The organism is Mesorhizobium sp. 1M-11, assembly GCF_001303895.1.
In the GTDB taxonomy this organism is placed as follows: domain Bacteria; phylum Pseudomonadota; class Alphaproteobacteria; order Rhizobiales; family Rhizobiaceae; genus Mesorhizobium.
Map to the genome: position 1 here is coordinate 400485 of NZ_LJSD01000001.1, position 13001 is coordinate 413485.

A 13001-nucleotide genomic window follows, 5' to 3' on the forward strand; every position below is an offset into this window, starting at 1 on the left:
AAACCTCGAAAATAACATGACTTTTATTGTCATGATTTAGCCGAGACCTTTGCTGCACTGCAGAAATTTACCGGCCGCTGTCGAAATAACGCCCGTGTCATCGTCTTATAATTGCCGGCAGCAAATCATGGTCCAATCACCGGCGTGAATAGCCGCGAAACAAGGGAGAGTGACATGCCTAGTCCTGCGAAATCCTTCTTCTGGTATGAGCTGATGACGACCGACCTTGATGCTGCGGAGGCTTTCTATACCGCTGTGGTCGGCTGGCGCGCGGAACCGTTCGACAAGGCGCCCGGATCGCCACGCTACGTTGTCGTCAACGCAGGCGATCGCGGCGTCGGTGGTTTGATGACGCTACCGGAAGAGGCCGCCAAGATGGGCGTTCCGACGGCGTGGATGGGCTATTTCCCAACCAAGGATATCGATGCTTCGGTGGATGCATTGCAGAAGGCCGGCGGCACCGTGCATCGGCCAGTCGACGATATTCCGGGCGTTGGCCGTTTCGCCGTGGTCGCCGACCCGCAAGGTGCGGCTTTCATGTTCCTTGAGCCGAACGGTCCCGACCAGCCACCGGTCCCGCTGAACACCCCGGGTCATGTCGGCTGGCATGAACTTTACACGACCGACTGGCAGCAAGCCTTCGACTTTTATTCCGGTCAGTTCGGCTGGGTGAAGGACGAGCCCTTCGACATGGGCCCTATGGGCATCTACCAGCCCTTTGTCATCGACGGCGTGGTCAACGGCGGCATGATGAACAAACCGGAACAGATTCCGGTTCCCGTCTGGCTGTTCTACTTCAACGTCACCAACATCGACGCCGCCGCCAAGCGCGTGACCGACAACGGCGGCAAGGTCGTCATGGGACCGATGGAAGTGCCCAACGGCCAATGGATCGTGCAATGCACCGACCCGCAGAGCGCCTATTTCGCGCTCCTGGCGCCGACGCGCTGAGCGGTAACCACAGGAAGAGGCGTCGCGCCTCTTCCTGGCAGACAGCATCTACCCGCGCAATCTCTCCTGATTGCCATCGAACAGCGGCACGGGCTGCATGCGGGCAGCATGGCGACGGCCGAGATACTCGATCTCGAAGCCGTCGCTTTCGTCCGCAATCTCTTTCGGCACGTAGCCCATCGCCACCGACACACCGGAATAGTGGGCGTAGCCGCCGGAAGTCACCCATCCACGCACGGCACCACCATGCCATATCGGCTCGTCGCCGATCACGTCGGCATCTACGGCATCGACAACAAAACTGCGCAGCCTCAACTTGCCGCCGGACGCGCGCTCGGCGACAGCCGCTTTCTTGCCGATGAAATCAGCGGGTTTCGAATAGGCGACGAAGCGATCAAGTCCAGCTTCCAGCGGCCCATAGATCGGCCGGTATTCGCGCGCCCACGAGCCGTAATTCTTTTCCAGCCGCAGCGCATTGAGGGCTCGCGAACCGAACAGGCCGATCCCGAACGCCTCGCCGGCCGCCATCAGGGTTTCGAAGACATGCCGCTGATATTCCGGCGCCATCCAGATCTCGTAGCCGAGATCGCCGGTGTAACTGACGCGACCGACAAGACACGGCGCCATGCCGATATCAAGCGGCCTGATGTCCATGAATTTGAGGGCTGTAGCCGACACATCGGCATGGGTGACCTTGGCCAGGACCTCCCGCGCGTGAGGCCCGGCAATCGACAGCCCGACACGGCTCAGCCCAAGAGGCTCTATCTTCACCGAACCGTCGGCGGGCAGATGACGCTCGAACCAGCGCATATGATATTGCTCGGCCACGCCCGAACCGGCAATGAACCATTCCGCGTCACCGTCCCGGCCCAGGCCGAGATTGGCGAGCGAAAAATCGCCGATCAGCTTACCATCTTCCTTCAGCATCGGAGCAAGGGTCATGCGACCTGCCGCAGGCAATTTGCACGCGAGCAGCCCATCGAGCCATGACTCGGCTCCAACGCCGGCTACCCGGTATTTGGCAAAGGAGGAAATCTCTGACACACCGACGCGTTGGCGTGCCGTCTTCACTTCCGCCGCGACATGCTCGAAGTCCGTCGAACGCCGCCACGAGAATTCGTCGCGCACGCCCTCCGGCGCATACCAGAGCGGCACTTCCAGCCCATAGGCGGAACCAAACTGGGCGCCACGCGCCGCGAGCTGATCGTAGATCGGTGTCGTCTTCAGCCGGCGCCCTGCCGGCAGTTCCTCATTGGGAAAGCGAATGGAGAAACGGCGCGAATAGTTCTCGCGCACTTTGGCATTGGTATAGGCCATCGAAGCCCAGTCGCCGTAGCGCGCGACATCCATGGCAAAGATGTCGGCGCCGGGATCGCCATGCATCATCCAGTTCGACAGTGCCAGGCCGACGCCGCCGCCCTGGCTGAACCCTGCCATGACGCCACAGGCGACCCAGAAGCCCGGCAGCCCACGCACCGGACCGACGAGCGGATTGCCGTCCGGCGCGAAGGTGAAGGGGCCGTTGATGATCTGCTTGATGCCCGTGTGTTGGAAGGCCGGGAAATGCCTGAAGCCGACCTCCAGCGACGGCGCGATACGGTCTATGTCCGGCTCCAGCAGTTCATGGCCGAAATCCCACGGCGTTGCCCGTTCCGACCACGGTTTGCCGGCCTTCTCGTAGGTGCCCATCAACATGCCGCCGCGCTCCTGGCGCAGGTAGAGTTCACCGTCGAAGTCGACCGCATGCATGATCTCGGTGCCGGTTCTCTTGTTCCAGGCTGCGACTTCGGGCATGTCCTCGGTGATGAGATACATGTGCTCCATGGCGAGCACGGGCAGTTCCAGCCCGACCATCCGGCCGACTTCACGCGCCCACAGGCCACCGGCATTGACGACATGCTCGGCCACCACCTCGCCCTTGTTGGTGATGATGCGCCACATGCCGTCCGGCTGACGCACGATGTCCTCGACCTTGGTGAAACGTTCGATCTCCGCCCCGAGCTTGCGCGCCGCTTTGGCATAAGCATGGGTGACGCCGGAAGGATCCAGGTGACCATCCTCCTTGTTATGGATGGCGCCGACGAACTGACCGGGATCAATCAGCGGCATCAATTCAGCCGCTTCCCGAGGCGAGATTTCCTCAAGCTCGATGCCGAGATAACGCCCCTTCGCCACCATGTTGCGCAGCCAATCCATGCGTGCCTCGGTGGCAGCGAGGAAAACGCCGCCGGTCAGATGCACGCCGGTCGCCTGCCCGGACAGCTCCTCGATCTCCTTGTAGAGACTGATCGTGTATTTCTGCAGCTTGGCAACGTTCGGATCGCCATTGATCGTGTGCATGCCGCCAGCCGCATGCCAGGTAGAGCCGGATGTGAGCTCGTCGCGTTCAAGAAGCACGACATCGGTCCAACCGGCGCGCGCGAGATGAAACAGCACCGAGCAGCCAACCACGCCGCCCCCGATGACCACGACCCTTGCATGCGACTTCATTGTTCTTCCTGATAATTCAATAGGTTGGACGAGCTTTGAGATTCTCGGCAAGAGGCCGTTGATTCAATTTCACAAGCCGGCACTGGACCATCACGGCTCCCCGGCTCCGATCCCTTCCTTGCGCTTCGCCACATAGGCTTCCAGCGCTTCGCGTCGGGCTGCGTCCATCGGAGGCTGTACATATTCCGTCAGCGCCTTCTTCCACAGCCTGGTTGCGCGTTGCGTTGCATCGAGAGCGCCGGCTTCGGTCCAGGCCTCGTAGTTTTGCCAATTGGACAGCGGCGGCTGGTAGAAGGCAGTGGCATAGCGTTTCAGCGTGTGCGGTTCGCCGAAGAAATGCCCACCGGTTGGCACGCCTGCCAGCGCGTCCAGCGCCAGTTCGCCGTCATCGACAGCGATAGGACGCAGGAATTCCATCATGTGTTGGATCATCTCGACGTCGATGATGAACTTCTCGTATGAGGCGGTCAGCCCGCCCTCCTGCCAGCCCGCCGCATGGTAGACGAGGTTGCCGTGGCCAAGCACGGCACCCCACAGTGCCATCAGCGTCTCATAGGCCCCTTGTGCATCCGCTGCATTGGAGGCCGAGCCCGGCGTGGTGCGATAGGGCAGATTGTATCGCCGCGCCAACTGCCCCGAAGCGATGTTGGCCTTGGTGTTTTCCGGTGTGCCGAAGGCCGGCGCGCCAGAGCGCATGTCGACATTGGAGGTGAATGCGCCGTACACGACCGGACAGCCCGGCCGCACCAGTTGCGCGAGCGTTATCCCAAACAAGGCCTCGGCGTTCTGCTGTGCAAGAGCTCCGGCCAACGTCACAGGGCTCATCGCGCCCATCAGGGTGAAGGGGGTTACGCAGACGGATTGGCCGAACTCGGCCATCGTCATCAATCCTTCCGCCATCATCTCGTCGAAGCGCCGCGGTGAATTGACCGAGATGACGGTGCCCACGCCGGGGTCGGCGGTGATCTCATCCAGTGAAAGCCCGCGTGCGATCGCCGCCATCGTGATGCCGTCCCGCGCCCTGCCCCCACCAATAGCCGAAACATGGAAAGGTTTGTCGGTCAGCGTGAGATTGGCCAAATAGGTATCGAGATGGCGCGTGTTGGCCGGCAATTCGATCGGCGCGCAGACCTGGTTGCCCAGCATGTGAATGCAGTTGAAGTGCTGCGCGAGGCTGACCAGCTCACGATAATCATTGAGATTTCCGGCGCGCCGACCGCGTTCGAAATCGTGCACATTGGGAGGCCCGGCGACCAGCGTGAAGTTGATGATGTTGCCGCCGAACGTCAGCTGCCGGGCTGGGTTGCGCGACGCCAGCGTATAGGACGAAGGTGCCGTCTTGAGCGCTTCGGCGACCAGCCCCCGATCAAAGCGCACCGTCATGGTATCGTGATCGACATCCGCGCCAGCGCTTTCCAACAACACGAGCGCACGGCGATTCATCAGCTCGATGCCAAGGTTTTCCAGGATATGCAGCGATGCCTGATGGATCGCTTCGACCTGATCGGCGGAAAGCAGCGCCATCGGTGGATAGGGATTTTCCACCCGACGCGGCGGCAGTTGCGGGATCGGTGCCCCGGCTTTGGAATGGACGCGTCCGGCGCTGCGTCTGGCGCGAAGTGCGGTCATGACGGCATCAGAGCGCCGTTCGACTCATCTCACTATCAGGAATACGTCATTTCCGGACGAGATTTTATCTTCAGCGTCACCAATGCATTTTAAATAAAATAAAAACGACACGTCTAGTCGAAAAAATAACAGTCCACGCTTTACCTTGCGTCCGCCAAACAGGTTAAGAAGTACCGCAAGACTCCTTTTATGATTTACGACTAATGCTCTCGCCATGCGTGCGTACAGTTTTAGTCGAGTTTTAGCGATCGGTGTCGTGCTGGTGCTAGGGGCCTGCGCGACGGCGCCAAACCGCATCAACGATGTGTGCGCCGTCTTCGACCAGCGCGATGGCTGGTTCAATGACTGGCGCTCCGCGGCTGAGCGCACCCAACGGAAATACGGCATTCCGATGCATGTGCTGATGGCGACGGTGCGCAAGGAATCCGGCTTCAAGAGCAACGCCCGCCCGCCGCGCACCAAGCTGCTAGGCTTCATTCCGTGGACTCGGGTCTCGAGCGCCTACGGCTATTCCCAGGCCCTCGACGGCACCTGGAGCCAGTACCGGCGCGAAAGCGGCAACTTCACCGCGAGCCGGACCAGTTTTGCCGATGCCGTCGATTTCGTCGGCTGGTATCACGCCAAGACAGTCGATACCTACGGCGTGGCGCGCGACGACACCTACAATCTTTACCTCGCCTATTATCTCGGCTGGGGCGGCTACAAGCGCGGCGACTGGCGCGGCAACAGCGGCATTCAGCGCTATGCGCGCGACACCGCGGCCATGGCAGACCGCTACCGCGGCCAACTGCAAAGCTGTCGCTAAGCCAGGTGGTCCGCAAGAGCAATTCCAGGAGAAGCGTGTAACGGCTCCTAGAATTGCGTAAAAACAAAGAGTCAGAGCGTTTCCGCAAAACGGAAACGCTCTAATGCAAGCAATTATCTGGGCTTTCTGCCGAACACCCGCACATATTCTTCTTCGCCGCCGTCGGCCAAGGCCTGGGCCTGCTTCACCCAATCATCGCGTTCGGAACGTCCCAGTAGCATTAGGCGCTTGTCGATCCACTCACGCTCGGTATCGGACCAGCCGGCGATCTGAGCGAAGCGATAGACACCGAAGTCATTGAGAGCGATCTCGATCTGCGGTCCAATGCCGACGATCAGCTTGAGATCGTCCGGCTCGGCAGGTCGCGCTATGCCGGCTGGCCGACCGACATCGGCGGGATCGATCGGCTTCGGCGGTTCGACGGGCACCGAAGCAACATTCTTGCTTCTTGGGGTTTTCGCCGCTTTGACGGCCGCGGTCTTCGCCTTGGCGCTCTTTGCTGAACCGGCTTTTTTCGATGCTTCAGCCGCAGCCTTGGAGGAGGCTTTCCCGGTCACCGTTTTTTTTGCAGCAACCGCTTCCACTGGGGGTTCAACCGCTTGGGTCTTCTTCGCCGTCTTGACGGGCTTGCTGGCAGCGGCGGTCTTGCGCACTCGCTTGCCCGCACCAGTTGCGGAGGCCTGATCTGCGTCGATCACCGCTGCCGCATCGTCTGGAACGCCTTCGAGCGCCGCATGCTCCTTGTCGAAGCGGATCACCGGTTCCATGGTTGCCAGAACCTCATCGGAGAGCCAGCACAGCGACCTGTGGCCATCGCCAAGGTCCTTCAGCGGCGGCACTTCCTTCTCGCAGCGGCCATCGGGAACAAGATGCTTGTAGCGGCAGCGTGTCTGGAACGGGCATCCCGTCGGCGGGTTCATGGCCGAGGGAATGTCGCCTTCCAGCACGATGTGCTTCTTCACCACCGAGGTGTCGGCGATCGGGATCGCCGACAACAGCGCTTCCGTATAGGGGTGATAGGGCGGCGAGAATATCTGGTCGGTGGTGCCCTGCTCCACGATATGGCCGAGATACATGACGACGACGCGGTCGGCGATATAGCGCACCACCGACAGATCGTGGCTGATGAACAGCATCGTCGTCTTGTTCTTGCGCTGGATATCCATCAGCAGCTCGGTGACGGCCGCCTGCACCGAAACGTCGAGCGCTGAAACAGGTTCGTCCGCCACGACCACCTTGGCCGAACCGGCAAAGGCTCGCGCCACGCCGATGCGCTGTTTCTGTCCGCCGGAGAGCTGCCGCGGCTTGCGCTCGGCAAAGGCCCTCGGCAGCTTCACGAGGTCGAGCAGTTCCAGCATGCGCTGCTTGCGATCGGCAACCGTCTTGCCGACCTTGAACTTCTCCAGTGTCCGGATGATCTGGGAGCCAACCGTGTGGCTGGGATTCAGCGTGTCGAACGGATTCTGGAACACCATCTGGATGGCGGAAACCGTGTCGACATTACGCTTCTCGATGCCGGTGGACTGGATTTCGCTGTTGCCGAGCGTCACCTTGCCAGAGCTTGCGGTCTCCAATCCGAGCAAGACCTTGGCCAGCGTCGACTTTCCGCAGCCGCTTTCGCCGACGATGGCGACGGTCTCGCTTTCGCGCGCTTCGAAGCTGATCGTCTCGTTGGCCTTGACCGTGCGGCCCTCGCCGCCGCCGAACACACCGCCGGCGCCGACATGATAGTATTTCTTCAAATCGTCGATCTTGAGCACGGGTGCGCCGGGCTTGACCGGTTCCGCGGCTTTCTTGGCGCCTGGTGGCAGTGCAGTCCAGTCGATCTCGTTGAAGCGCACGCAACGCGAGAAATGCCCTTCGTGGCCTTCGACATCGATCATCGGGATTTCCGCGGCGTTGCACACGCCTTCGACGAAGTGGTGGCAGCGCGGTCCGAAATTGCAGCCCTTCGGACGCTCGTGCGGCAGCGGCAATTGGCCGGGAATGGCGATGAGGGGCCGTTCATTCTTGTCGGCACCGGGCAACGGGATCGAACGGAACAACCCTTGTGTATAGGGATGCCGCATGCGGTCGAACACGTCCTCGATCTTGCCTGTTTCAACCGCCTCGCCCGAATACATCACCGTGATCTTGTCGCAGGTTTCCAGGATCAATCCGAGATTGTGCGACACGAAGATCATTGACGTGCCGAACCGCTGGCCGAGTCCCTTCACCAGTTCGACGATGCCGGCTTCCACCGTCACGTCGAGCGCGGTGGTCGGTTCGTCGAGCAAAAGCAGCGCCGGCTTCGACAAAAGCGCCATGGCAATGACGATGCGCTGCTGCTGGCCGCCGGAAAGCTGATGCGGATAGGAGCGCATCATGCGCTCCGGATCTGGCAGCTTGACTGCGCGCACCATCTCAAGCGAACGCTGGTAGGCCTCGTCCTTCGACACCTTGTCGTGGATGAGAGGCACTTCCATCAATTGCTGGCCGATCTTCATGGCCGGGTTCAGCGAGGCCATCGGCTCCTGATAGATCATGGCGATCTTGTTGCCGCGGATGGAGCGAAGCTCCTCCTCGGTCATCTCGCCCATGTCCTTGCCCTGGAACTTGATCCGCCCGCCGACGATCCTGCCGACATTGGACAGGTCGCGCATGATGCCGAGCGACACGGTCGACTTGCCGCAACCGCTCTCGCCGACGATGCCCATGGCTTCGCCCGGCATCACCGTGCAGGAAAAATCCATGACCGCCGGTATCTCCCCCTTGCGGGTGAAGAACGAAATCGAGAGATTCTCGATCTCGATGATCGGCTGGGCATTGGCTGTGTTCGTGGCTTTTACGGCTTCGTTCATGGCGTCGCCCTCCACTAGTCTTTCATTGATTGTTCACGCAGCGAGTCGGCGAGCAGGTTCAATCCCAGCACGAACGACATCAGCGCGATCGTCGGCGGCAATGCGGGGTGGATGAAGGAGCGCAGCAGGCGGCTGGCGTCCTTGATCGCGGTTCCCCAGTCCGGGCTTTCCGGCGCGAGACCGAGACCGAAGTAACCCAACGTACCGAGCAGGATGGTGGTGTAGCCGATACGCAGGCATGCATCGACGATCAGCGGTCCGCGCGCGTTGGGCAGGATTTCCCACAGCATGATGTACCAGGGCGTCTCGCCACGCGTCTGGGCTGCCGCCACGTAGTCGCGCGTCTTGATGTCCATGGTGAGGCCACGAACGATACGGAACACACCGGGCGAAGACGCGAACACCACCGCCACGAAGATATTGAGCTGGTTAGGGTCGATGTGCACGATCCTGAGTGGATCGGCATCGAATACCAGGCCGATATAGATCCAGCCGCCGAGCACCAGCGTCAGCCCAAGCAGCAGGTAGAGCCGATCAGGTCGGTTCTTGTAACGTGTCCAGAACAGCGTGCAGAAGAAGATGATCGGGAACAGGAAGAACAGTCCCGCCATCCCATAGGGGATCGGCGTGTCCATGATGCCCGGCGTGACGAGCAGGTAGAACAGCAGGATCACCGGGAAGGCCAAAACCAGGTTGGCCAGGAACGACAGCACGGTATCGATCTTGCCGCCGTAGTAACCAGCCGGCAGGCCAAGGGTGATGCCGACCATCAGCGCGAAACCGGTAGCAGCAGGTGCAATGATCAGCACGATCTGGCTGCCATAGACCATGCGCGAGAAGATATCGCGCGCGAGCTTGTCGCCACCGAACAGGAACACGCCCTTGGAGGCAGGCTCGATGGCTCCGGGCAGCGCGTCCTTCATCACCGGAATCTGGGCGAGTGGATCGAAAGGAGCGACGGTCGAGGCGAAGATCGCCGTGAACAGCCAGAACAGGCAGATAACGACACCAGCTATGCCGACACTGCTGTCGAAGAGTTGGCCATAGAGGCCAAGCCGTTTCTTGTAGGCGAAGCTGGCGCCCAGCACGATGGCCTGCGCCAGCCATACCGGCCAGAACTGCACAAGCACGCCGACGATGATGTTGAAGGCACCGATATATTCGATCTGCATCGCTCGCCCTCCCTACTGCACACGGATGCGCGGATTGAGATATGCATAGCCGACATCCGAGATCAGCTGGGTGATCAGCACGATGAACACCGAGACCAGCGAGCAGCCAAGCAGAAGGTCGATGTCATTGTTGCCGGCAGCCTCCACCAGCGTGTAGCCGAAGCCCTGATAGCGGAACATCGTCTCGACGATGACGACGCCGGTCAGCAGCCACGGAAACTGCAGCATGATGACGGTGAATGGCGCGATCAGTGCGTTGCGCAGTGCGTGCTTCATGACCACGCTGGAGAAGGACAGGCCTTTCAGGCGCGCGGTGCGGATGTACTGCTGCGTCATCACCTCGACCATCGACGCCCGCGTCATGCGTGCGATGTAGCCGATGCCGTAGATCGCAAGTGTGATCACCGGCAGCGTGAAATTGTAGAAAGTGATGCCTTGCGCCGCTGACGCTGCGGAACCGTTCAGCCAGCCGAGCCAGGACGCGAAGATCACGGTAAAGATGACGCCCGAGACATATTCAGGTGTGGCTGTTGTCGCGATGGACGCCACTGACAATATTCGGTCCGTGCGCGAGCCCTCTCGCATGCCGGCCAGGATGCCTATGAGCAGCGACACCGGTACCATCACCACCAGCACCCAGAACATCAGGATGCCTGTTGCGCGCAGCGCTGGAAACAGTTTGGCGGCAACCGTGGTCTTGAATTTGGTCGAGCAGCCGAAATTGCCTTGCAGCACGCCGGAGTAAGCCGGCTCGACCGGATCGTTGCAGAACGAGAAACGCTGGGAAGGCTTGCCGGTCGCAGGATCGACCATTGGCTCCATCTTGAGGACGCCCAGCCAATGTCCATAACGAACAAAGAAATTCTGCCGGTAGCCATGGTTGACCAACCAGCTTTCCAACTGTTCTGGCGGCGTGTGCATCTCGGTCTGGCTGATCGCCAGCTTCTTCAGATTCGGTTCGAGATTCACCAGAAAGAAAACGACCAGCGTCAGGCACAGCATGGTCAAAAGAATCGTGCCGATGCGTCTGGCTATAAATGAGAGCATTGCGTCCCCCTGCCGGCCGGGTTGGGGTCAGAAGCGATCAACCCTGTGTCAAAAATCTTTTGTGATTTAAGGCCGCCGCGACAAGGGGCGCCGCGCCGGCGATGCCACGGGCACGGGAGAAAAACGTCTCCCGTGCCCGTCGAATGTATAATCAAGCCTGCTCGAGCCAGACCTTGCCGAAGTCGTGCTCGTAGGTGGGGTGCATCGAGTGGTTCTTCACCTCGGGCTTGATGTTGATGTAGAGCTTGCGCCAGTAAGGCTGGATAATGATTCCAGAATCCTGCAGCGTCTGCTCGATATCCTTCATCACGCCCTTGCGCTTCTCGGCATCGGCGATCGAAAGCGCCTCATTCACCTTCTTGTCGAAATCCGGGTTGGCATAGGCCGTTTCGTTCCAGGCTTCGCCGGTGCGATAGGCAATGGCGATCACCTGGATACCCAGCGGGCGCATGTTCCAGTTGGTTTCCGAGAATGGATATTTCGTCCAGTCGTTCCAGAAGGTCGAGCTCGGCAGGACCGTGCGCTTCACCTTGATGCCAGCCTCGCGCAACTGCGCTGCAATCGCGTCGGTGGTGTTCTTGTGATAGTCCTCGTCGTTGCTGATCAGTTCATGCTCGAAGTCGAGAGCGCCGGCGTCCTGCAGCATCTGCTTGGCCTTGGCAATGTCGCGCTTGATCTTGGGCAGTTCCACATATTCCGGATGGATCGGCGCAACGTGGTGGTTCTCGGCAACCGTGCCGGCATTGCCGTAGCCGAGCTGCAAAACGATCGCATTGTCGACGGCCAGGCACATCGCCTGACGCACCTTCTGGTCGTCATAGGGCTTCGCCTTGACGTTGAAGCGGGAACATACGGTGGCGGCCGTCACCACTTCCGAGGCTGGCGCGCCGACATCGGCGATGATCTTGATGTAGTCGGCAGTCGTCTCGTGGTTGGTGTGCACCTCGCCCGATTCGAAAGCGGCAACGGTGGCAGCCGGGTCGGTGCCGTAGTCGATGAATTCGACGCCATCGAGCAGTGCCTCGCCACCCCACCATTTGCCGGTTTCGCGGCGCTTGTAGACGACCTTCTGGCCGACGTCGTAGGAGACGAGCTCGAACGGGCCGGTGCCGATCGGGCAATTCTTGAAGTTGGCGCCCTTTTCGTCGAACGTCTTGTGCACGACGAGTGCAGGATAGTCGGTCATGTTGGCGATGATGGCGATGTCCGGGGTGGTCAGCTTCAGCTTGACCGTCATGTCGTCGACTTTCTCGACCGAGCCTTCGCGCAGTTTCTTGGTCTTCTCGTCGACCAGACTGCCGAGACGGCCCGGCATCGAGTTACCTTCCGCGGCCTTGTCGGCCCAGCGGGTCAAATTGTAGATTACGTCGTCAGCCGTGAACTTGTCGCCATTGTTCCATTCGACGCCCGGACGCACATGGAGCGTATACTCCGTGGCATCGTCGTTGATTTCCCACTTCTCAAGCAGATACGGCTCGAACGTGTATTCCTTGGTGTATTTCACCAGCGGCTCCAGCGCCTGGCGTTCGGCATTGGAGATTTCTGACCAGTCTGCGGTGCGCGGATCCTTGGGATCCTTGATGTTCATCGCCACCTTCAGGACACCGCCCTTCTTCGGCGTCTCCTGAGCCTGGGCGGGCGTCGGCGCGGCTATGCCCAGCAGGCCGTACGCCATGGCTGTTGAAGCACCGAAGATGCTGGCCATCGCCAGGAACTCGCGACGGTCGATGCCACCGGCTTTGGCCTCTTCGGCCATCGCCAGGATATGATCCGGAACGCGATCGCCATTGCTTTCATAAATTGTCATGACTAGCTCCCATTATTGGCTTTTCGCCTTTTAACATTCCGCACCTGACCGCCGTTGTCAAAGAACGATCAGTGTGAGAACTCGCAGCGAGAGTGCAACTTTGAAATGGGAGCAACTGGCGCAATAGCGACAATCTTGGCGGAAATTTGCTATCGAGGGCAAAAAACAAACGCCCACCGGTTCTTAGCAAACCGCGTGCATTTCTGTAATGATACAATTGGCAATGCTGTGGCAGCGCCAGTTCCACCGCATCGTCGGTC

General features: G+C 60.2%; 7 protein-coding genes and 1 pseudogene. 2 read left to right on the plus strand and 6 right to left on the minus strand.

From position 1 onward, the window contains the following. Window positions 1-174 precede the first annotated feature (174 nt). Entirely contained in the window at window positions 175-951 is a 777-nt protein-coding gene (locus AO692_RS01870; RefSeq protein WP_054308315.1) for a VOC family protein, read from the plus strand. Window positions 952-999: 48 nt separating this feature from the next. Here AO692_RS01870 and AO692_RS01875 read toward each other — a convergent pair whose 3' ends face one another. Then, window positions 1000-3441 carry an FAD-dependent oxidoreductase gene (locus tag AO692_RS01875; RefSeq protein WP_054308316.1) on the minus strand — a complete coding sequence of 814 codons (2442 nt, stop codon included), beginning with the start codon at window positions 3439-3441 and terminating at the stop codon, window positions 1000-1002. A gap of 90 nt (window positions 3442-3531) precedes the next feature. Beyond that, window positions 3532-5070, minus strand: a complete 1539-nt coding sequence (locus AO692_RS01880; protein WP_054308317.1) for a trimethylamine methyltransferase family protein — start codon at window positions 5068-5070, stop codon at window positions 3532-3534. 214 nt (window positions 5071-5284) lie between these two features. Between AO692_RS01880 and AO692_RS01885 the strand changes: the two genes are divergently transcribed. After that, window positions 5285-5875, plus strand: a complete 591-nt coding sequence (locus tag AO692_RS01885; protein WP_054308318.1) for a transglycosylase SLT domain-containing protein — start codon at window positions 5285-5287, stop codon at window positions 5873-5875. A gap of 704 nt (window positions 5876-6579) precedes the next feature. Here the strand turns inward: AO692_RS01885 and AO692_RS01890 are convergent. The 4 genes and pseudogenes from AO692_RS01890 to AO692_RS01905 all read right to left on the minus strand — a co-directional run. Continuing rightward, window positions 6580-8715, minus strand: a pseudogene (locus AO692_RS01890) (ABC transporter ATP-binding protein); the annotation flags it as partial. Window positions 8716-8729: 14 nt separating this feature from the next. After that, window positions 8730-9887 (minus strand): ABC transporter permease, encoded by a 1158-nt coding sequence (locus AO692_RS01895; protein ID WP_054308319.1) that lies wholly within the window; start codon window positions 9885-9887, stop codon window positions 8730-8732. Window positions 9888-9899: 12 nt separating this feature from the next. After that, complete coding sequence (locus AO692_RS01900; protein ID WP_054308320.1) at window positions 9900-10934, minus strand: ABC transporter permease; 1035 nt, start codon at window positions 10932-10934, stop codon at window positions 9900-9902. Between the two features lie 151 nt (window positions 10935-11085). After that, window positions 11086-12741 carry an ABC transporter substrate-binding protein gene (locus AO692_RS01905; RefSeq protein WP_054308321.1) on the minus strand — a complete coding sequence of 552 codons (1656 nt, stop codon included), beginning with the start codon at window positions 12739-12741 and terminating at the stop codon, window positions 11086-11088. Between the last annotated feature and the right edge of the window lie 260 nt (window positions 12742-13001).